At 43.3% G+C, this 21,888-nt stretch carries 17 protein-coding genes and 7 pseudogenes; 7 read left to right on the top strand and 17 right to left on the bottom strand.

Annotated elements, in window-relative coordinates; translation table 11 throughout:
* On the bottom strand, positions 1-1,340 hold a 1,340-nt coding region (ycf46, locus tag ACYRY3_RS01875; protein ID WP_460200105.1), incomplete at its 3' end, for a stress-responsive protein Ycf46.
* 101 nt (positions 1,341-1,441) lie between these two features.
* Positions 1,442-1,780 carry a hypothetical protein gene (locus ACYRY3_RS01880; RefSeq protein WP_460200107.1) on the bottom strand — a complete coding sequence of 113 codons (339 nt, stop codon included), beginning with the start codon at positions 1,778-1,780 and terminating at the stop codon, positions 1,442-1,444.
* Between the two features lie 363 nt (positions 1,781-2,143).
* On the opposite strand from ACYRY3_RS01880, the pseudogene ACYRY3_RS01885 reads away from it, so the two are divergent.
* Both ACYRY3_RS01885 and ACYRY3_RS01890 read left to right on the top strand, forming a co-directional pair.
* Positions 2,144-2,839: pseudogene (locus tag ACYRY3_RS01885) on the top strand (ferric reductase-like transmembrane domain-containing protein); the annotation flags it as partial.
* Entirely contained in the window at positions 2,814-3,485 is a 672-nt protein-coding gene (locus tag ACYRY3_RS01890) for a hypothetical protein (protein ID WP_460200108.1), read from the top strand. The pseudogene ACYRY3_RS01885 and the gene ACYRY3_RS01890, both read left to right, overlap by 26 nt.
* Before the next feature lie 85 nt (positions 3,486-3,570).
* Here ACYRY3_RS01890 and galE read toward each other — a convergent pair.
* From galE to ACYRY3_RS01905, 3 genes and pseudogenes are all read right to left on the bottom strand, one after another.
* Positions 3,571-4,595, bottom strand: a pseudogene (galE, locus tag ACYRY3_RS01895) (UDP-glucose 4-epimerase GalE); the annotation flags it as partial.
* Positions 4,596-4,667: 72 nt separating this feature from the next.
* Complete coding sequence (gene gmd, locus ACYRY3_RS01900) at positions 4,668-5,747, bottom strand: GDP-mannose 4,6-dehydratase (protein ID WP_460200109.1); 1,080 nt, start codon at positions 5,745-5,747, stop codon at positions 4,668-4,670.
* 588 nt (positions 5,748-6,335) lie between these two features.
* Positions 6,336-6,437: pseudogene (locus tag ACYRY3_RS01905) on the bottom strand (sugar transferase); the annotation flags it as partial.
* Between the two features lies 1 nt (position 6,438).
* On the opposite strand from ACYRY3_RS01905, the pseudogene ACYRY3_RS01910 reads away from it, so the two are divergent.
* Positions 6,439-7,323 (top strand): annotated as a pseudogene (locus ACYRY3_RS01910) (ArsA family ATPase); the annotation flags it as partial.
* A gap of 64 nt (positions 7,324-7,387) precedes the next feature.
* Here ACYRY3_RS01910 and ACYRY3_RS01915 read toward each other — a convergent pair.
* The 4 genes and pseudogenes from ACYRY3_RS01915 to ACYRY3_RS01930 form a co-directional block, all read right to left on the bottom strand.
* A complete protein-coding gene (locus ACYRY3_RS01915; RefSeq protein WP_460200122.1) occupies positions 7,388-8,635 on the bottom strand; it encodes a TldD/PmbA family protein in 1,248 nt (415 codons plus the stop codon).
* Positions 8,617-8,727: pseudogene (locus tag ACYRY3_RS01920) on the bottom strand (photosystem II q(b) protein); the annotation flags it as partial. The gene ACYRY3_RS01915 and the pseudogene ACYRY3_RS01920, both read right to left, overlap by 19 nt.
* 216 nt (positions 8,728-8,943) lie before the next feature.
* Positions 8,944-9,174: a hypothetical protein gene (locus ACYRY3_RS01925; protein WP_460200110.1), complete on the bottom strand. Its 231-nt coding sequence runs from the start codon at positions 9,172-9,174 to the stop codon at positions 8,944-8,946.
* 141 nt (positions 9,175-9,315) lie between these two features.
* Positions 9,316-10,593, bottom strand: coding sequence for a glycosyltransferase (locus ACYRY3_RS01930; protein WP_460200111.1), 1,278 nt, complete (start codon positions 10,591-10,593; stop codon positions 9,316-9,318).
* A 16-nt stretch (positions 10,594-10,609) separates the two neighbouring features.
* Here ACYRY3_RS01930 and ACYRY3_RS01935 point away from each other — a divergent pair, with 16 nt between their 5' ends.
* Positions 10,610-10,783 (top strand): hypothetical protein, encoded by a 174-nt coding sequence (locus ACYRY3_RS01935; RefSeq protein ID WP_460200112.1) that lies wholly within the window; start codon positions 10,610-10,612, stop codon positions 10,781-10,783.
* Positions 10,784-10,798: 15 nt separating this feature from the next.
* On the opposite strand, the pseudogene ACYRY3_RS01940 reads toward ACYRY3_RS01935, so the two are convergent.
* The 6 genes and pseudogenes from ACYRY3_RS01940 to ACYRY3_RS01965 all read right to left on the bottom strand — a co-directional run.
* Positions 10,799-11,413: pseudogene (locus tag ACYRY3_RS01940) on the bottom strand (nitrate ABC transporter ATP-binding protein); the annotation flags it as partial.
* Positions 11,414-11,505: 92 nt separating this feature from the next.
* Positions 11,506-12,351 carry a nitrate ABC transporter permease gene (gene ntrB, locus ACYRY3_RS01945; RefSeq protein ID WP_460200113.1) on the bottom strand — a complete coding sequence of 282 codons (846 nt, stop codon included), beginning with the start codon at positions 12,349-12,351 and terminating at the stop codon, positions 11,506-11,508.
* Positions 12,352-12,567: 216 nt separating this feature from the next.
* Positions 12,568-12,981: pseudogene (locus tag ACYRY3_RS01950) on the bottom strand (bicarbonate-binding protein); the annotation flags it as partial.
* 92 nt (positions 12,982-13,073) lie between these two features.
* Positions 13,074-13,409 (bottom strand): STAS domain-containing protein, encoded by a 336-nt coding sequence (locus ACYRY3_RS01955; protein ID WP_460200114.1) that lies wholly within the window; start codon positions 13,407-13,409, stop codon positions 13,074-13,076.
* A gap of 482 nt (positions 13,410-13,891) precedes the next feature.
* The gene (grpE, locus tag ACYRY3_RS01960) at positions 13,892-14,587 is read right to left on the bottom strand and encodes a nucleotide exchange factor GrpE (protein ID WP_460200115.1); all 696 of its coding nucleotides are present in this window, start codon (positions 14,585-14,587) and stop codon (positions 13,892-13,894) included.
* Positions 14,588-14,652: 65 nt separating this feature from the next.
* Positions 14,653-15,138, bottom strand: a complete 486-nt coding sequence (locus tag ACYRY3_RS01965; RefSeq protein ID WP_460200116.1) for a Dps family protein — start codon at positions 15,136-15,138, stop codon at positions 14,653-14,655.
* A gap of 203 nt (positions 15,139-15,341) precedes the next feature.
* On the opposite strand from ACYRY3_RS01965, the gene ACYRY3_RS01970 reads away from it, so the two are divergent.
* The gene (locus tag ACYRY3_RS01970) at positions 15,342-16,634 is read left to right on the top strand and encodes a glycosyltransferase family 2 protein (protein ID WP_460200117.1); all 1,293 of its coding nucleotides are present in this window, start codon (positions 15,342-15,344) and stop codon (positions 16,632-16,634) included.
* A 52-nt stretch (positions 16,635-16,686) separates the two neighbouring features.
* On the opposite strand, the gene ACYRY3_RS01975 is transcribed toward ACYRY3_RS01970, so the two are convergent.
* Entirely contained in the window at positions 16,687-17,469 is a 783-nt protein-coding gene (locus ACYRY3_RS01975; protein ID WP_460200118.1) for a hypothetical protein, read from the bottom strand.
* Between the two features lie 81 nt (positions 17,470-17,550).
* On the opposite strand from ACYRY3_RS01975, the gene ACYRY3_RS01980 reads away from it, so the two are divergent.
* A complete protein-coding gene (locus ACYRY3_RS01980) occupies positions 17,551-19,731 on the top strand; it encodes a putative Ig domain-containing protein (RefSeq protein WP_460200119.1) in 2,181 nt (726 codons plus the stop codon).
* Between the two features lie 255 nt (positions 19,732-19,986).
* Positions 19,987-20,154: a hypothetical protein gene (locus ACYRY3_RS01985; protein WP_460200120.1), complete on the top strand. Its 168-nt coding sequence runs from the start codon at positions 19,987-19,989 to the stop codon at positions 20,152-20,154.
* Positions 20,155-20,164: 10 nt separating this feature from the next.
* On the opposite strand, the gene ACYRY3_RS01990 is transcribed toward ACYRY3_RS01985, so the two are convergent.
* The coding region (locus ACYRY3_RS01990; RefSeq protein ID WP_460200121.1) for an ATP-binding response regulator at positions 20,165-21,888 on the bottom strand (1,724 nt) is incomplete at its 5' end.

Here is a 21,888-nt window from a genome sequence, read left to right on the forward strand (position 1 = left end):
GCTTCGTACATTGCCGCGACGATCGCCTGCTCAATTTCTGCCCCAGAAAATCCATCAGACATTTTGGAGAGTTGTTCGAGATCGAACCGAGTGATGTCATTACGACGCTTACTCAGGTGAATCTTGAAAATATCCTGACGTTCTTCAGTTGTTGGCAGATCCACAAAGAAAATTTCATCAAAGCGACCCTTCCTCAAAAATTCACCAGGTAACCGCTCAACTCTGTTAGCTGTTGCCATTACAAACACTGGTGACTTCTTTTCTTGCATCCAGGTGAGGAAAGATCCAAAAATCCGGCTAGAAGTACCACCATCGGAATCAGAAGACCCTGCACTTCCAGCAAAAGACTTGTCTAATTCGTCTATAAACAAGATGACTGGGGAAATAGACTCGGCTGTTTTCAAGGCATTACGCAGGTTAGCTTCCGAACGACCCACCATTGAGCCGTCATAAACTCGCCCCATATCCAACCGCAATATTGGTAATCCCCAAAGCCGAGATGTTGTTTTGGCGATGAGTGACTTACCACAACCAGGAACTCCTAGTATCAACATTCCCTTTGGTTGAGGCAGACCATATTCCCTTGCTCTTTCGGTAAAAGCATTAGAACGCTGCTTAAGCCACTTCTTTAGTTCTTCCAAACCACCTACAGCGTCTATGGTTTCATCTTCTTCTATGTACTCTAGTATACCATTACGCCGAATAAGCTGCTTTTTCTCGGATAAGACTATATCGACTTCTTCTTCCGTGAGACGACCTGTGGTCACCTGCGCCTTACGGTAAACTTTTTCAGCTTCATCCTTTGTTAAACCCAAGGCTGCTCTAAGAAGCTTCTCTCTTGCTTCAGTCGTCAACCTTCGCCCGCGATTTTGGTCTATATGACTTGTTAATACTTTATTTAAATCTCCCATGTCTGGCAGCGGGAAGTCGAGAACAACAACTTCCTTCTCCAACTCTATGGGTACCTGCTGCATTGGTGACATCAAGATAATGTTCTTGTGCGTGCCTTTAAAACCAGCGATCGCGTCACGTAACGATCTTGTTGTTGCAGGAGCGTCTATAAATGGATGTAAATCTTTAAGAATAAATATACCTGGTTCCCGTTGGCGAATGATCCACTCAATTGCCGCTTCTGGAGAAACTGTATTGTGCTGGGTAACATTCCGGGGTTGACCGTATTCTACGATGCCATGAGTCACTGTCCAAACATAGACTCTTCGCTGTGGCTTTAATGATTGAGCAATTGTGGAAATTGCTTGCTCGGCCCGCTCTTCCTCGGAGGTCACAAGGTAGATTAGAGGGTATTGAGCTTGAATGAGTATATTGAGCTCTTCTTTCATACTTCGACCTACTTGAGACCTTTACAGATAGTACAGACATCGCCATCAATCAATAGTAGAGGGAGAGGATTATGAATAAATATCCCAATTACCACTCCCACCTAACAGGGAACCAGCTCTTCCTCGCCCTTTTGGTTAGTTTCATCACACTCCATTTCTTCAATAGAGAGACGATCTTGACCAACAACTCCTGGTTGTTTACCAAGTGCGACCAACTCTCCATCGCGAAGTACTAGAGAACTTTCGCAAGTTGGGCAGGAATATATTTTGTGTGTTCTCCCATAAGAAGTTTCATCCACCAATTCTGAGTGTGCCAGATAGAAAACCAAGGCACGTTCGGCAAGTTCTGACATTGGTTCTGAGTCAACTGCTGAACGAATTTTCAGCTTCCTATGAAGTTCCGGCGACAGATACAAAGTAACCTTTTGCTTAGTTTGCATATAACTCTTTTGCGGTCTTACCCGGGTATGTTTCTCAAGATATCGGCTTACGTTTTCCTTGTCAAGACGTCACAACGTTTTGACGGCATTTTTGTAACATTTCTTAATTTAATTCTCTGTCAATTGTCCTTTGTCCTTGGTGATTTGTTCTTTGTCATTTGTTTCTTTCCCTCCCTCACCCCCTCACTCCCTCACCCCCTCCCTCCTTCCCTCCCTCACTCCCTCACTCCCTCACCTTCTCCTTCCCTCCTCTCCCTCATCTCCCTCATCTCCTTCATCTTTCATGATTACAGGTGCCACAAACCTGATAGATTTAGCTATCAGCGAGTAAAAACTTGGTGAAAATGAAAGTCCTGGTTATTGGCAACAATGCTGGCTTTTGGTTTGGGAACTCTACCCATTATGTTAGGTACGGGAGTGTCTGCATCGTTGCTTGGTAAAGATAGGCGCAGTCAACTCTTTCGCTTGGGTGGTTGGGTGACTCTTACTATCGGTGTCCTAACACTGTTGCGGACTGGAGACACAATGGTAGATTACACCGGGCACGCTGCACTGGTATGTTTAGTACTGGCGTTGATTGCTCGTCCAATCAGTAGTTTGTGGGCAGAACCTCTACGTTACCGTCGTGCTTTGGGAGTTGGTGCTTTTGTGCTGTCCCTAGCTCATACAACTCACATGATGGAACATTCACTACAATGGAACTTTTCAGCCTTCTTCTTCCTACCACCAGAGTATCAGTTGGGAATGGTGGCTGGTGCCATAGCATTGGTTTTGATGACTCCTGCCGCTTTGACTAGTTTTGATTCTTTGCAAAAGGCGTTGGGCAAGCTGTGGCGACAAATTCATTTATTGAGCGTCCCTGCTTTGCTGTTAGGTGTTTTTCATGCTGTGATGATTGGTTCTCATTACTTGGGTGCTTTACAGTTAAGTTGGGGAAATAAGTTGGCAGTGTTGCTTCTGGGCATTGTGACGTTGGGTGTTTTGCTGGTACGTCGGCGCTTTTTTTGGTCACTCTTATCTCTACAAAAATTTTATGTTGCCTCTACTAAGTCCCGTTAACCCTACCCCTCGCCTCTCTCCTCCCATCCGGGGAGGGGTGAGGGTTGTTTCTGGAAATTTGTATATTTTAATACTATTCTGTGCTCTTATCCTCTCAAATTCTACTGCTCGTGCTCATAAAGTCGTGACAGCTGCAGATGTGGGTGCGACTCTCCATTTAGAACCGAATGACAATCCCCGTGCTGGGGAACCAACAAAAACCTGGTTTGCTCTCACTCGCAAAGGTGGAAAGGTGATTCCTTTGGCAAGTTGTGATTGTAAGTTGGCTGTTTACGCTGAACCTCATTCACCGACAGAACCCCCTTTGCTCGAACCTTCTTTAGAACCCATGACGGCAGAAAGGTATAAAGGCATACCGGGTACAAAGATTACTTTTCCCAGACCAGGAGCTTATCTGCTACAGTTAGGTGGCAAACCCAAGGATGGAAAGAGTTTTCAATCATTTGAGTTAAAGTTTCCTGTTACTGTAGCTGCTGGTTCAGCGGCAATAAATAATACGCAGGATAAGGCTCAAGAAGTCCAAGACACCACGGTGGATGTACAGTCAAACCAATCTCAAGGAGTCCCAATTTGGGCGATCGCTTCATTAGTCTTTGCCTTAGCAGGTGTATCTTTTGCGATACTGCGAAGGGTGAAAAGAGATTAGGGTAGAGGATAAGGTGCGGGTTACATCCCGCTCCCTGCCCCCTTTCTCTTACTTCCGGTACCTTGCACCCTACCACCGTGCCTCCTTATTGATGGCGCTTTTGGTGCCACTGCCATGCGTGGGAAATAATATCCTCAAGGGATGAGTACTGAGGATGCCAGCCAAGGATTTTTCTAGCTTTTTCGCCACTACCAATGAGTGCTGGTGGGTCGCCCGGACGGCGATCGCACTCCACAACTTTGATATCGCTTCCTGTGATTTTCTTAGCAGTTTCGATGACTTCTTTCACTGAGAAACCATTGCCATTTCCCAAGTTAAAAACTTCGCTATCGCCCCCTTTGAGCAAGTACTCCAACCCTAAAACATGGGCATCTGCCAAATCCGTAACGTGAATGTAGTCTCGAATACAAGTACCATCGGGAGTGGGGTAATCAGTGCCAAAGACTGAGATTGATTCACGCTTGCCTAAGGCTGTCAGTAGCACTAGGGGAATCAAATGAGTTTCTGGATTGTGGTCTTCTCCTAACAAACCATTGGGATGGGCACCAGCAGCGTTAAAATAACGGAACCGTACCGATTTGAAGTCGTAAGCAACATGAAAATCAGACAGAATCCGCTCTACCATTAGTTTGGTTGCACCATAGGGGTTGATTGGATTCTGGGGATGATCTTCGGGAATGGGCACAACTTCCGGGACACCATAAGTTGCACAAGTAGAAGAAAATACAAATTTCTTAACAGACGCTGCTAGCATTGCTTCTAGGAGGGTCAGCGTTCCAATCACGTTGTTGCGGTAGTATTTGGCGCTTGATACGCAGCATGAATCAACTGGGTACCCATCATTAAGTTGTCGTAGAACAATTCAGCTGGTTTTTCACGGTTAAGACCGATACCACCAACATGGGCTGCTAGGTGAATCACAATGTCTTGCTGATCCACTGCTCGCTGGCAATTTTCCCAAGTACGTAAGTCGCACTCACGCGATCGCGTTACCGTAATCTTGTTTTGGTCTGCACCAGCCTTACATAACTGGCTTATCACCTGACGTCCCAGAAAACCGGCTCCACCGGTCACGAGAATACGCTTGTTCTTAAGTTCTAAGGTGTTCATTTTTTCTCCTCATCGGTATAAAAAGCACTCAGCTGCTCAGCAGCAAGCCGATAGCTAATAGCTGATAGCTCATTAGAAGTGGAGCACACCCAGTTCTTGCCGAATCATGGCATTGTCTTTTAACACTTTTGCGACTTTACCATTTGGTGAGGTGAGACCCAGCGCTTGTAAGTCAGCCTCCACCATGATAGCCACCAGTTGCTCAAATGTTACCGATGGTGCCCAGCCTAACTTTTGCCGTGCTTTCGTAGAATCCCCAATCAATAAATCGACTTCTGCTGGACGAAGATAGCGCTCGTCAAACTCTACATAATCTTGCCAATCGAGGTTGACATAACCAAATGCCAGCTCCAAAAACTCCCTCACTGAATGGGTTTCACCAGTAGCAATTACGTAATCATCTGGCTGTTCTTGCTGTAGCATCATCCACATTGCCCTAACGTAATCCTTGGCATAGCCCCAATCACGTTTGGCATCAAGATTCCCCATGTAAAGTTTTTTCTGCCTGCCTGCAACAATTCTGGCAACTGCCATTGTAATCTTGCGCGTCACAAACGTTTCACCCCGTCTGGGAGATTCGTGGTTGAAAAGAATGCCATTACAAGCAAACATCCCGAATGATTCCCGGTAATTTACTGTTTGCCAGTGAGCGTAAACCTTAGCACAGGCGTAGGGGCTGCGGGGGTAAAAGGGTGTTGTCTCTTTTTGTGGGATTTCTTGTACCAAACCATACATTTCCGAAGAACCTGCTTGGTAAAATCTCACCTGAATGCCAGTGCGATGCTGATAGTCGCGAATTGCTTCTAACAGACGTAGGGTTCCCATTCCCACAGAATCGACTGTATATTCCGGTGAATCAAAGCTTACCCTTACATGGGATTGAGCACCTAAGTTATAAATTTCTACTGGCTGAACGTCTTCTAGAATGCGGCGCAGCGTGGTACCATCCGTCAAATCGCCGTAATGGAGAAGTAACCGCACGCCTTCTTTATGAGGGTCTTCATAAAGATGATCGATGCGGTCTGTGTTAAAGGTTGAAGTTCGACGAATGATACCGTGAACTTCGTAACCTTGCTCTAGCAAAAACTCGCTTAAGTATGAACCATCTTGACCGGTGATACCAGTAATCAACGCTCGCTTCCGTTGCGTCATGCTCAATTATTCCTTGTTGTTACTGAATTAGATGTTTACAGGTAACCTGGTATAAGTTAACAGGTAATCCCGCAAATGCCCAATGGGAAACCTACGAGTCTCATCGGTACCTCAGCTTATTGCTATAAGTAAATTTGCCGAGTTCAAAACTGACTGTCAGGCTGTTTTACTTAACTCAAAACTTTTCGTTGGTTTCACAAGATTTTTTTAATCTTTACTAAAAGTTTATAGAAAATCTGAGTTTTGTTAAGTTTGTGTAAAAATCTTGATAGCTAAATGTTATTCTTTTTAATTAAAGGGGAACAAGGAATCCCCGTAAATCAAGTCAGGGGATTTAGACCGTCTGAGCCGATAGCACAGAGGTCTTTCTGGTATCAAAGTTTATAATCTTTCCTTCTGGGTTCCGCAGTCTGCCTCATGCCTTTCCTCGGTAAAATTCTTTTTGTTAGAAACTGGGTTTCTATATTTGACGTTTTTAGGTTAACCTAATTAAAATCCAAAAATAAAAAGCCAAAAGTCAAAAAAATAGTTTAAATTTGACTTTTGACTCTGTAATTTATTCAGTGATTTAACAAGTTCAGATTGATTTCAATACGCTCCATTATTTTTAGGAATAATGACAACGCCTATGGTTTTAAAAATTATCCACAAATCCAACCATAAGTTTCGGAATTTGGCATAATGTAGATCGGCAGAAGAATTAGCTATCTTACCCGGCATGGATGAGATTTTTGGCTTGGTGAGAATGAAGCGTCATTATGATGAAGGCGACTATGACGTCTTGATTATCGACTCCGCCCCCACTGGCACAGCACTGCGCTTGCTAAGCTTACCAGAAGTGAGCGGATGGTATATGCGCCGTTTTTACAAGCCATTTCAAAGTATCTCCGTAGCACTTCGACCTCTTGTTGAACCTATCTTTAAACCCATCGCTGGGTTCTCATTACCAGATAAAGAGGTCATGGACGCACCTTACGAGTTCTACGAACAAATTGAAGCGCTGGAAAAAGTACTCACAGATAACAATCAAACCTCAGTACGCCTTGTTGCCAATCCAGAAAAGATGGTAATCAAGGAATCTCTTCGCGCTCATGCCTATCTCAGCTTGTACAATGTTGCAACTGACTTAGTGATAGCCAATCGCATTATTCCCGAACAAGTGCAAGACCCCTTTTTCCTCCGTTGGAAAGAAAATCAAAAGCAGTATCGTCAGGAAATTCATGAAAACTTCCATCCACTGCCTGTAAAAGAGGTTCCTCTTTTCTCCGAGGAGATGTGTGGTTTAGATGCTTTAGAACGCCTAAAAAATACACTTTATAAGGATGAAGATCCTACCCAAGTGTATTACAAAGAAACCACTATCAAAGTTGTTCAAGAAAACAATCAATACAGTTTAGAACTGTATTTACCCGGTATTCCCAAACATCAGGTTCAATTGAGTAAATCAGGAGATGAACTTAACATCACCATTGGCAACCACCGCCGAAATTTAGTTTTGCCACAAGCTTTGGCAGCACTCCAACCTTCAGGGGCAAAAATGGAAGACGATTATCTCAAAATCCGTTTTGCTGCTTGAAACTAATTTTTCTCAATTGTTGTGGGATGGGCAGGACAGCCCGTCCCTTTACCGGGGAGTAAATTTATAACGTATATGTAAAATCTTCTACTAACATACCCGGAACCATACTCCCTCCAAGTTGGCGACCCTCATAACTTCCCACTTCAGCAATAAATTCTTGAAAATTGGTGAAATCGATTAAGTTTTCTCCCCAAAAACGGTAAAGACTATCATCAAAACGTAAATTTTCTATTGGGGCAGCAATTTCACCATTTTCTACCCAAAAACAGGCATACCTAGTCATACCTGTAATTCTTCCTGTGGGGCGATCGCTCCAATTTAGGTAATGCAAATTAGAAACATACAATCCTGTTTCCAAAGTGGGAATAATGTCCTCAAATTTTAAATTTCCTAGGTTCAATTCTGGTGCGCGTAAGGCTTCATAACTATTAGCCCCATTAGCAGTTTTTTCATACTCCTTAGCAGTACGAGAGTTAATTAAAGTATTGACCAAAACTCCTTTTTCAATTATTTGTAATTCGGGGGTTGCCATTTCTCCCCATTCATTAAAACGTGGTACCAACCCCCGTTGAAAGTTTTCTTTCAAATTAAATGCAGGTGACAATTGTTTTTCTTTCCGCCATAGAAAAGCTAAAGCACTACCTCCCTGTTGTAAATCAGCTTCACTGACACCTCCCCAAGACAGCATACTTAATAAATCGGCGACAGCGGCTGGTGCAAAATAAGTTTTATACCGCCCTCTTGGCAACTCTTTTACTGGTCGGGAAAGCAACTCTAGCTGTTTTTTTGCATCACTAATTTTTGCAACATAAGCTTCTTGATTCCATTCACTCCCTGCGAAAGTCCCTTTTACCGCCTGTCCAAAACTTGTAAATATTGAATAGTCTAAGGTAAAAGTATCGGTACTAAACCAGTGCTTTTGACCATTGGAATCAGCATAAGCTCTAATAACGTATCCTCCAGCATATATACCAGCAAAATCTAATTCAGCAACTGGTTCTAGGACTGTTGGTACTACAAGTTTATCATCCAATAAATTTCCAGAATGCACTTCACGACTGGTATTTGTACCAGACGGTAATACTAAGTATGGATCTATGGGTAATTGGGGCAATTCTTCCCGTAATTCTCGCAAAGCTGTGTATGCTACTTGCCAATCTACTTCCCAATTTCCTGTAAAGGGAAACTGACGAAAGCTAGTACGACCATCTTGCATCAAAGTCAGTTCTATCCAACCATCAGCAACACAACCCGTTTGCCGGACTTTGGCATGATTAAAACGAGTAAATTCATGAGCACACCGAACCAGCCGATGTAGAGGCGGTTTTCGGTGGAGGTGATCCACTCACAGAACTTCTCCCACACATTGGCGCTTTCGCGACGTTGTAAGGTTGCTGTCATGGTTTTATGTATTGCGATGACATTCTATGTTTTAGGTAATTTTGTTACCTGATTATTACTTTACATTTCTTTATTGAGTTTTATCAAGATTGTTAACTTTAGTAAAGTTAATAGCTGTTATTAGTTTAATTTATTTGCAGAATCTTATGACTTAATGCAAACAGGGGTCAGCTGATGAGCTAACCCCTGTGATTGCTTGCTGTGCTACCTGGCTATCTATTCAGGCGTAACAATTGCAGAAATTTGTTCTCCTTGAGCAGGTATCCATGCAGAGTAGACATCCTCAAGAATCGGGCTGCGATCGCAATTAGTCTTATTTATCTCTTTTATCTCTCGGACTGTTAAGGTTGTTTGATAAACTCCGTGTAGTATTTCGTGTCCATAACCAATGACTTGACCAACTAGCCCAGTCATTTGATGTTGTGCATAGTCTCCAATATTTAACATTGTCATGACTCCATGATGTTATGGATTTAACAGTTTGTTGTTTACTTTTGACAGGGGATTTGTGTTGTCAGCAATGGGTGAATAGCGGTCTTGCCAGGTAGTGAAATAATTGCGCGATCGCTGTTTACTCAATTCCAGTAGTTAAACAGCAACCTGAGATTTGGTTTGAGTTAAAGCCACGTCTTGAGATAGCAGATGAGTATAAAGATGAGTTAATCGGGAAGCAACGCTTTGCCAACTGAACGCGATTTCCACACGCTGTCTACCTGCTTCACCCAGGCGATCCCGCCATTCTGGATTGGTTAGAATGCGGTCAATAGCCAAGGCAAAGGCATCTTCATCTTTAGGGGGAACGAGTAATCCTGTTACCTCAGGTACCACCGTGAATTGCAATCCACCAACATCACTAGCTACGACAGGAGTCCGGCTGGCCATTGCTTCAATGGCAACTAACCCAAAAGGTTCATAATGACTGGGTACTACACATACATCAGCTGCAGCGTAGTAGAAAGGTAGAACAGTATCGTCGAGGCGACCTGGAAAGGCTGTGCAATTTTCTAATCCAAGTTCCGCCACAATACTAGCGATGCGATCGCGCTCGATTCCATCACTGTAACCCGGACGGCTACCCCCTCCAATAATTAATTGCAAGTTCGCGCAAGAGTGCAGATCGGACTTTGCAAAAGCTCTTACTAGAGTTTCGATGCCTTTGCGGGGATCGAAGCGACCAACGTACAGCACCACCTTCGCATCAGGAGCAATTCCCAAAGCTTGCCGTGCTGTAGACCGCTGAATTGAACCAAACTTATCAATATCAGTACCGCAAGGGATCACCTCTATTTGCCCCTGAGTAGAAACCAGCCTCTGCATATGTTTCTGTTCTTGGGGACTTGTTGCAACCACTCGATCTGCATTCTCAAGACAGGCTTTTTCAACAGCCAGTCGGATACTAGCAATTGCTGGCAGATCGGCAACAGTACTGTATTTCACTGCGCCTAGAGAGTGATATGTATGCACTTGGATTAATGGTTGGCGCTTTTTCAGTTCCATCCCCACCCAAGAGGATAACCAGTAATGGGTGTGAACAAGAGGATACTGAAATCCTTGATTTTGTTGGAATTTTTGAAATTCTGCGATGAACTCAGGAAGATGGTCAAGTAAAGAATCTCGACCCATAAACTCCACTGGTCCAGCCTTTAACCGAATCGTTCGGCAGTTAGTTCCATGTTGCACGATGGAAGCTTGCTCAGAGTGACTACGGCGAGTAAACATATCTACCTGCCAACCTTGCTGAGCCAGTGCATAACCTATCTGACGCACATAGACATTTTGTCCACCAGCCTCTTCTTGTCCAATTTCTGCGGCAGGATCTCCATCTACAGAAATCAAAGCGATGCGATGTTTTTTTGTCAGTAGCATAGTTAAACTTCACAACATGGCGATACTTTTTACCTCAGACCCTAAAAGCCAAGGTAATATAACCTCTTCCTTAGAGTTAAGGACAGGTACAACGAAGCGCACAGATATCAGCCAAGGACACCGACGAGAACAAGGCATTACTGCTCAGAATGCTGCTCGTTCAGTCTCCTCTCAACGCCGACGAAGTTAGCTGACGGGCTAGGACCAATAAAAGAGCTTCATCTACATCATGGGTCACCATCACGCAAGTTAGATTGTTTTCATTACAGATTTTCATCAACTGTTCTTGCAAACTACCTCTTGTTAAAGCGTCTAAGGCTCCAAAAGGTTCGTCTAGCAGTAACAATTTAGGACGGATAGCAAGAGCACGAGCGATAGAGACTCGTTGTCTCATTCCACCAGATAGCTCACTTGGACGTTTATGTGCTGCATGGCGCAACCCTACAATGTCAATGTGATGTTCGACAATACTCTTGCGTTCCCCCTTGGGCTTGTCTTTGTAAATCTCATCAACTGCTAATGCAATGTTTTCCCGCACTGTCAGCCAAGGTAGTAGCGAATAGTTTTGGAACACAACCATTCGGTCGGGACCGGGTTCTCGTACTTCCTTACCTTCAAGAATCACACCACCAATACTAGCTTTATCTAAACCAGCAATAATATTCAGTAAGGTGGATTTGCCACAACCAGAATGTCCAATCAGGGAAATAAATTCCCCTTGCTGAATCTTCAGTTCAATATTTTTGAGGGCAATATATTGACCGCCATTTGGCAGTTCAAAGACACGTTCAACGTGGTCAACTTCAACGAATGCTGTCATATGGTTAGTGGTTAATTGTTAGTTTCGTAGGGTGGGCACTGCCCACCATTATTAAATTGTTTGACTCTCTAAAAATAATAGTCACTCAATCTTTATGATTTTTGTTCTTCAGAAACAACTTTTCTAGCAACAAAAGCCACCAATCTATCTAGTATCAGACCCACTAATCCAACATAAATCAATGCCACAATAATCTCGCTCAAATTTGTTTCAGTTGTCGTGTTATAAGCATCCCAAATAAATGAACCAATACCCACACCTCCAACTAACATCTCTGCCGCTACAATTGCCAACCAAGATAATCCAATACCAATTCTTAACCCGGTAAATATATAAGGAACAGTGGCGGGAAACAAAATCTTTAAAAAATATTTATTACCCTTCAGTTTCAAAACTCTAGCTACGTTTCTATAATCTTGAGGAATTTGTTGTACTCCCACTGTGGTATTGATTAAAATTGGCCAAATTGATGTAATAAAAATGACGAAAATTGCAGAAGGATTGGCTTGTTGGAATGCTGCTAGGGAGATGGGCAACCAAGCTAAGGGTGGAACAGTTCTTAGGACTTGAAAAAGAGGGTCTACAGCATTATAAAACAATGGGTTCGATCCAATCAGCAGACCTAAGAAAATACCAATAACTGCTGATAGAGAAAATCCTATGCCAACTCTTCCCAAGCTGTTGAGTATTTGCCAGCCCAATCCTTTATCATTTCCTCCATTATCAAAAAAAGGATTAATGATAAAAGGGTCCCAAGTTTCGGAAAAGGTTTCTATTGGACCGGGTAAATTAGATTTCAAGCTAGAACATAGAAATTGCCAAATGAAGAGAAAAAGAAAGAGTGCTACGATGGGGGGTATAACTTTTTTTGATATAAACTTAGTGAGATCGTTCTGCCGAGTTTTTCTACGGGTACGACTTCTAAGGGTTACGGTCATTTTTTTCCTCTCCTATTATTTACATTAAGCTGGATGGAAACACGAAATTTGGTGTTTTTACATCCATAAAAATTCAATTGTGGGGTGGGTGGTGCTGAGTCATTTGAAAGGTGGTGGGCAGTGCCCACCCTACGTCTGTAAAAGTTTAATTGTGGGGTAGGTGGTGCTGAGTTATTTGAAATTGGTGGGCATTGCCCACCCTACGTTTTCGATTGATTAAACCTTCTTAATTTTTAAACTCTTCAAATACTCTTCTGGTTTCTCTGGGTCAAACTTGACACCATCAAAGAAGGTTTCAACACCACGGGAAGAGCTAGTAGGAATTTCAGAATTGGGTACACCTAAAGCTTGAGCTGCTTTCTTCCACAAATCTTCTTTGTTGACTTGGTCTACGATTTCCTTGACTTTAGTCTCTTTTGGCAGATTGCCCCAGCGAATGTTTTCTGTCAAAAACCAGATATCGTGACTTTTGTATGGATATGAAGCATTATCTGCCCAGAATTTCATGCGAAGTGGAGAGTCCTTGACTGTACGTCCATCACCGTAATCAATATTGCCTTTAGACCGCTCTAAAATATCTGTAACAGCAACGTTAAAGTATTTGCGACCAGAGCAGATTTTGCACATCTCCACAACCTCGATCGCATACTCAATTACATAAATACTTTAAATTCCAAAGATGCTTTTGATGATGATTTATCTATAATCCAGATTCAATTCGATTAATTTCTGGACATGACAACTTGATTAAACGCATCTTGATTGGGAAATATTTCAAATACTTTATCCATGCCAGTCAATTCAAACAATATCCTCACTTGTTCATTAATTGAACAAATAACCAGCTTTCTATCTGCTGCACGTAGCGCTTTAAAGGCTAACACCAAAGCGCCTAAACCAGAACTATCCATAAACGTTACGTCTTTGAAATCAATCAGCACAATTTTTGTGCCCTTCTCTTTTTCCAAAACGTCGTTAATTATTTGTCTAAACTCCTGTGATTGAGTAGAGTCTAAAATTCCGTTGGGTTGAATGACTTTTACCACTTGATCTGCCATAATATATTGTTACTATTAGGTATACAAAGGTGTTTTGACTTAGTCAACACACATCAATATTAATTCATTTAAAAAATGACTGCCATAAGAAAAATGTGAGTTATAAGTTACAAATATAAATTAATGATGAATTGTACATTCCTATTTTCTCGCTTACCTACGTACAAACTCTTGTTCTCGCCTACTGAAGTTTTCGCCTCCACTAAAAACTTGGCAGAATTACGGAACATGAAAGGTAATAAGTAAGCGGGCACAACTAAATATAGCTATATTAGTCGTCATTTGTCATTTGCGCTTTGTGCTTAACAAATAACTCTTGGCAAACGACTAAGGGTGACCTTCGCGAGTTCCATTTAGTTTTACCGTCCTCATGAGCCTCATCTTCTAGTATTCCCAAGAATTTTATAAAACTTCAACTAGCGAGTTAAAAGTTATTACTTTAATTTATATTAGTTTACACGATATATGGAAAAACTGCTGTTTTACCCCGCCCTCAACGGGCTAACCCTTGCTCTGTACAACAGCTTGTCACCTTGACGATAACCCGTGTACCGTACTTTAACAATTGCCCCCGCTTCCACGCTCCCTTCCATTAACTGGTGCAGTTGGGGATCGTAAGGGAGTTCTTCTCCCACTGTTGCGATCGCTTCTACCCCCCACTGCTGCAAAAGTTTCTCTATAGGCTTCTGTACTAACGGCAGAATATTAATCGCAGGTAATTGAGTATTTTCTCTCGCTTTCTGCGCTGCTGTCGGAAACTGTAATAACAAAGATTCCAGCACTTGCAAACTCGACTGCTGGAACTCTTGCATTAAAATCTGTCGGTGCTGTTGAAGTTGGTGTTGTAATCGCTCGTACTCTCTTGTTATATCTGCTATTTGTTTTAATAATTCTTGGGTTGGCGCAGCTTTATCCCCAACTAACTCTACTTGAGAAAAAGTTGTAATAAATTCATTTAAAGGCAATTGTAGCGCTTGCGATAACTTGAGCAATACATCCACTCGCATCTGCTCAACTCCCAACTGTCGCAGGCGCACAATTTGACGCTCCGAGACACCAGCAGCGCGACTGAGCGCTTTAAAACTAGAAATTCCTACTCGTTGCATTAAATCTTGCAACTTTTGGGTAAAGTCAGTTGGATTTCGGATTTTGGATTTTGAATCTTGAATTGAAGTCACTTTCAGTAGGGGTGGCACATGCCGAAACAATGGACAATGGTGGGCAATGCCCACCCTACTTATAATTATTCTTCTAAAAGGCTTCTTAGCATCCAAGCGTTCTTTTCATGAACTAACATTCTCTGAGTCAGTAAATCGGCAGTTGGTTCGTCGTTAACTTCTTCAACGACAGGAAAAATAGACCGTGCGGTTCTCACTACGGCTTCCTGCCCTTCCACAAGCAAACGTATCATTTCTGTAGCTTTGGGGACACCACTCGTTTCTGAGATTGAACTGAGTTTGGCAAATTCGCTGTAGGTACCGGGTGCTGGATAACCCAATGCTCTAATTCGTTCGGCTATTAAATCGACTGCTGTGGCTAACTCCGTGTATTGTGTTTCAAACAACAAATGCAGGGTTTGGAACATTGGTCCAGTGACGTTCCAATGGAAGTTATGGGTTTTTAAGTACAGTGTATAAGTGTCAGCCAGTAGGTGAGACAATCCTTCGGCAATTTTCGCTCTGTTAGCTTCGTCAATGCCGATATTTACTGGAAAGCTTTGAGTTGCCATAATTTTCCTCCGATTTAATGATTTGTCCTTAGTCCTTAGTCCTTAGTCCTTAGTCATTAGTCTGGCCCGAAAACGATTCTTACAACGAGCTTGATCCGCTCAACTCCTCCGAAGATTTGAGCGGCGGTTTTCGCCGTTCAAACTTCTCCTTGTTTACTGACCTATCAGTATCAGAGGAGTCAGTGGAGGAGACATCGCGTTCTATGTCTGTTCCATCCCGGTTTCGAGGTCGCAGAGGTAAAGCTGCTCTGGTTTTAACGATAGTCTGGAGTGGTACCATCGCCCTGCATTTAGTTTCTTGGGGTACTTTGTTTGTCTTGGGATTGACGACTATTATAGGCGTTCATACCCTAGTGGCAGTCTTTGCCAGACCCAAAAAACACTTAGAAGAAATGCAAGGAGATTTGCCTTCTGTCTCTGTATTAGTGGCAGCTAAAAATGAAGCAGCAGTCATAGACAGATTAGTCAGAAACCTTTGCAGCTTGGAATATCCAGAAGAACGTTACGAAGTCTGGATTGTTGACGATAACAGTACTGACGAAACGTCCCATTTGCTAGCAGAGTTAGCTCAGGAATACGACAAACTCAAGGTACTGCAGCGAGAACCAGATGCTGGAGGAGGCAAGTCAGGAGCCTTGAATGAGGTGCTACCCCTTACCAAAGGGGAAATTGTGGCAGTTTTTGATGCTGATGCTCAAGTGTCACCAGACTTATTACTGCGTGTCATACCTTTGTTTCAACGAGAAAATCTAGGTGCGGTACAAGTGCGAAAAGTTATCGCTAATGCCGCAGAGAATTTCTGGACAAAAGGTCAGGCGGCAGAAATGGCACTCGATGCTCATATGCAGCAGCAAAGAATTGCTACAGGTGGTATCGGTGAACTGCGGGGAAACGGTCAATTTGTTCGGAGAGAAGCCCTACTTAGTTGTGGTGGCTGGAATGAGGAAACAATTACCGATGACCTAGATCTGACGTTTCGCTTGCATCTGGATAACTGGGACATTGAGTGCGTGTTCAACTCAACGGTAGAGGAAGAGGGTGTCACAAGTGCTGTTGCACTTTGGCATCAACGCAATCGTTGGGCAGAAGGTGGGTACCAGCGGTATTTGGATTACTGGGATCTGATTCTTAAAAACCGTATGGGCACCCGCAAAACCTGGGATTTACTTATGTACATGATTTTGCAGTACATACTACCTACTGCAGCAGTGCCAGATTTATTAATGGCAATAGCACGACATCGTCCACCAATTTTGAGCCCCGTAACAGGCTTAACAGTGACGATGTCTATCACGGGAATGTTTGCTGGTCTAAGGCACATACGTCGAGAAAAGGAATTTAAAATTTCTACAACTCTTCTACTGTTGCTTCAGACCTTGCGCGGTACACTATATATGTTTCATTGGATAGTGGTCATGAGTAGCACCACTGCCCGTATGTCAGTACGACCAAAACGCCTGAAATGGGTGAAAACTATACACCAAGGCAAGAGTTAGCTGTAGAGACGCGCCATGGCGCGTCTGTACGTGACTAACCCCTAACAACTCCCTACAATTCTTCATCTGCTTCTGTTTCCTCATCCCAATTAGATGAAATTTCAGATGCGTTTAATTCAGTATCATCCGTTAATCGAATAACTTCTCCATCAAAAAATTGCGCTAGACGTTGAGCTGCAATAGCCCCCTCATCTGTTTCCCAAGTCACTGCTGGAACTGGGGGTTTAGCAGGAGGAGAACTTTGAAATGCTTTTGCATTCGCCACCGATTCCATTTTTGGAGTCGGTGTTCTGTTATTTGGTGTTTTGTTGTGTTGAACGGCTTCAGAAACTGGTGCAGCAGGTGCATTTTTTGCACTGGGTGGAGGATTAGGAGGCGGTTCCTGGTTGACTGGAGGCTGAGGCGCTACTGTCGGTTTTTTTTGAGAAGAAGGAGTTTGAAAGGGAGTGGAATTTGAGGTTGTTGCTAATTCCAGGTTCACCTTGATATCAGTCTTAAAAGTTGCTTTAAAGGCTGCTACAATTTTGGGTTGGTCTTCCTGTGCTTTTTTATACCAGGCTTGTTTGATAGCAATACGAGCTACAACACCATCAAATTCAATGAGATAGCACATTTGACGCAACATCTCTCGCCTTGCAATAGGCTGAAGATTTGCAAGAACTTGCTCCCAAACTTGAGTTAGATCGTATCTTGTCTCCCCAGGAACTTTTGTTTGAGATTCTGCTTGAGATTCTGTTTGAGATTCTGTGGGAGAGGGAGGGGAGTGAGGGTGTGAGGGAGGGTGTGAGGGGCATCGGGTAGCAGCACAACCAAAACCATCACGACATTTAATCAAGATGGAACCAGAGTTATCGATACAACTGCGTTTACCAATGTTGATGTCAATAGGGGTGAAATCAAGGAAATCACCTTTAAAGTGACTGACCTTGAAAGCGACAAATTACAGCTATCTCTGGGACTGGAAAGAAATGCAGGTGAGGGAATTCCTGACTATATTACCTACAAAGATAATGGTGATGGTACTCTCACATTACTTGTAGCACCTGGTGTTAACGCCAGCGCTAATAACTATACCTTCAAACTAGTTGCAACCGAAGTTCGCAGCGATGGCAATACTGCGCTGAAGAATGAACTGACATTTAATGTCAATATTATTGCTCCAAATAGCGCACCCAAGATTGGTTATATCGGAGATAAAGTTGCAGTCCTCGGTGAGACACTAGATTTAATTATTAACACAACTGACCGCGACTCTGATGCTCTTACCTACTCGTTTACGGGTTTACCATCTGGTGTTGCTTTTGTTGCTCCAACTGGTATCTACGGTCAAGCAAGATTAACTTGGGTGCCAACAATCAATGATGTTGGTAAAATTATCCCCGTGACTATTACCGTCAGTGATAGCGGTAATAATGGCAAAGGTGATGTACTCAGCGATACACAGACCTTGAATGTTGTGGTTCGTGCTAGCAATACTGCACCTGTATGGTCAACAATTGCTCCACAAACTGTTAACGAAAACAGCACTCTGAATCTGCAACTAGCAGCAAATGACACTGAGGTCGATAAATTAACTTACGATGTGCGTAATCTTCCTGTTGGTGCAGTCTTTAATCGAGAAACTGGTTTGCTGGCTTGGACTCCCGATTATACAAGCGCAGGAACCTACAACATCTCTGTCATTGCATCTGATGGTAATAAGTCTGCAACAGGAGCGCTCGCCATCACGGTTAATAATACAAACCAAGTCCCAATATTTACACCGCTTGCTGTTCAGTATGGCCAAGAGAACGAGAGGGTAACATTCAAGTTGGTTGCTGACGACGCAGATGGTGCCAGTGTGGAATATACTGCAGTTGGTACGCTGCCACAAGGGGCGATTTTAGATAGCCGCACGGGTGAATTTAGTTGGAAACCTAACTATGAACAAGCGGGTGAGCACATCCTCAAGTTCCTTGCTAAAGACCCCGGTGGTGCAACGACTACACTTGATGTTGTGGTGAGTATTGCTAACGTGAATCGGGTGCCAAGACTGACAATATCTGATAGAGCAGTCGTATTGGGCAATAAGTTGGAATTCAAACTCGATGGTAGCGACCTGGATGCTTCTACGACGCTGAAGTACAGTGCTATCAACTTACCCTCAGGTGCGACACTTGATGCTGCCACCGGACAATTTAGCTGGCAACCAAACCCAGGACAAGTTGGTAATTATACTGTCACGTTCCAGGTATCAGATGGGGATTTGACTGCAACCCAGAATGTTTTAATCAAAGTGGCATTGACCTCCGTTCTGCCAACAGTCACCTTAGATTTAACACCTAGTTTCCCGGCGGTACCAGGACAAAAAGTTGTCATACAATCGGCGGCGGCTTCGGGAGCAACCATCACCTCACTCACAGCTAAAGTTGCCGGTCAAGTCGTCCCCATCGATACATTTGGTAGGTTTGAATTTACACCAACTGCACCAGGTAAGGTGGTCGTAGAAGCAATTGCTGTGGATGCGGATGGTCGCATTGGTACCACTAGCAAGGTTGTTCAGATACGCGATGTGAATGATGATGCGGCACCCAGAGTTAGCTTTGTCCCTGGGTTGGAGAATAGTAAGGTAACGAGCATTACTAGTATTACTGGGGAAATCTCTGATACCAACTTGGATGAGTGGGTATTGGAAATCGCTGAATTGAATAGCAATGAGTTTAGTGCGATCGCAAGCGGGACTCAATCTCAGTCTGGTGTCTTGTCTGAATTTGACCCTGGTGAGTATGTCAATGGTTTCTATCAACTGCGATTAAGGGCGACGGATATCAGTGGTAGAGCAAGCACGACGACTTCAAATATCGAAGTATCAACTGCAACCAAGAATGCTTATATCCGCCAGGAAACTGACCTAACAACGACAATCGGTGGCACCACACTCAACATCATACGCACCTACAACTCGTTATTAAATGATGAAACTCTTACCTTTGGTGATGGTTGGAGTTTGGCTAACGTTGATGCAGATATCCAAACAAACGTTGGTCATTGGTCATTTGTCATTGGTCATTTGTCATTGGTCATTTGTCATTTGTCATTTGTCATTGGTTATTCGTAGGGTGGGCATTGCCCACCTTCTATAAACTTGTGATTGCAGTAGTAGGGTGAGAATTGCCCACTTTCTATGTTCTAGTTTTAAATTCAGGAATCAAGAAGTTGAGCATTGCCCACCTTCTATAAACTTGTGATTGCAGTAGTAGGGTGAGAATTGCCCACCTTCTATGTTCTAGTTTTAAATTCAGGAACCAAGAAGTTGAGCCAAAGTCTTCTTGATGAAGGAGCATTGAGACTATTAACTTTAGACTATTAACAAATGACCAATGACTTACTCAAACAATCAGGTTTAACCGTGTGGGGAGGTGTCATCTGGCTTTCAAACGCCATCGCACTTGCAGCGCTAATTGTGCGCCATCGTTACCAATTTTTATTGATTATCAATATTTTAGGGTTAGTAGTTGGTAGGAGAACCACTAACCACTAACCACTATCCACTAACAACTCAAAATTTGATGAATTTCATTTAATAATTCTTCCATTGATATAGAGCGAGGTAAAGTCCGGAAAGCAACTGTACCTAAAACAGACTCTATTGATTCTAGTTGTTTGTCTGTTTCCTTATGAAAAATGGAAGGTGGCGCGTTGTCAAATTCAGTTAAATTTAGCCGTTGATCGAGAACCAAAACTGGTGGTAAATCGAAAGGCAACTGTCCTAAAGCTTTTAGCGCTGAATAAACCTCTTTTTGAAGCATGGAATTCCCCAGACAGATAAGTAGCAAATCAACACTTTGGTGACGAATTTGCTGTAACAGTTCTGCCCAAGACCGACTCATGGACGATTTAAAACCAGCTGTTTGCAAGTACTGAATTAAAGCTTGGAACCACTCAGAACCACGGCAAAGGGTTAAGGGTTGTAACCCTTGTAAAGAACACGACACATTGTCTCCAATTCTGCTACTCAACGCAATTGTCTTTTCTAACTGGTAATCTTTCTGCTGATGTCTTGCCTCTGGTAAGTCTGGAAGTATTGCCAAATCTAGTACTAAAATGCTTGGTGGACAGCAGACACCAGATGCAATTTGCAAGACTGACAATAAAGTATCCGTTTTTCCGCGAGTGTTTTGCTTTTCTGTCCCTAATGGTGTTAAACAAGGAAATACAGATAACCCAGCCACTTGAGAAGCCGCTTGGGTTGTTGCGACATTACAAGTGACAAGAGGTAGTGTTGCTAACCGGGGGTGGTGGTTAAGTTGTTGTAGGAAAGTTTCTGCCTCTGGCATTTCTGCATCCAGAAGAATCACATCAAAATGCCAAACACGAGAAAGCAGTTCGGCTTGATCCAAATCATCCACTTCTATAACTCGATGCTGTTGCAGCAACGGGTATGAATCTAGGGAATGACTTTCAGGATTGACTAACCTTAAAATTCGCAGTGGTGCGTTACTTTTGGAAGTTTCTGCATCATCTGACTTTTGCTTTTTTTCTTCTGGTGTAACACACAAGTTTTCTATTAGTGGTGTTAAAATCTGATGCTGCACTGGTAAGCTTAAAAAACCATCTGCTCGGTTAGCAAATGCTTGCTCTTTTTCTGCTCCTGTCGCTGTGACAATGACAGGAATATGGCGAGTCGCAACATCGGATTTCAGCAAAGTGAGTACATCCCAACCTGATAGCAATGGGAGTAGCGGATTGAGGAAGATCGCTTTCGGTTGCAAACGACGAGCTTTTTCTACTGCTTCGCACCCCGAACGAGCAATCACAACGCGATAACCCAAACCAGCCAGTTGTTGGGTCAAATCTTCTATATACCGTGCTACAGCTTCAACAACCAACACAAGTGATTTGGGAGTGGGGGCGAGTGGTCCCCTCTGTGGTGGGGAGAGGTGGGGGAGTGGGGGAATGAGGGACTGAGAAACTGAGGGACTACGGTTCGTATGTGGAGAACTTTTTTGCTCCCCTCCTCTTCCTATTCCCCCCTCGCCGCCTCTGACGTTAGGGGGACTGGGTGGGAGAAGTAGTGTAAACTGGCTTCCTTTGCCCTCACGAGACAAAAAACTCACATCTCCACCATGAAGGCGTGCCAATGCTCTAGTCAAGACGAGTCCCAATCCCGTTCCTTCATATTGGCGGGTGAGGGGATTTTCCAGTTGTTGAAATTTTTGAAAGATAAGATGTTGTTGGTGTTCGGGTATACCAATGCCTGTATCCCAAACTGTAA

It is taken from the genome of Scytonema sp. NUACC21 (assembly GCF_054684315.1).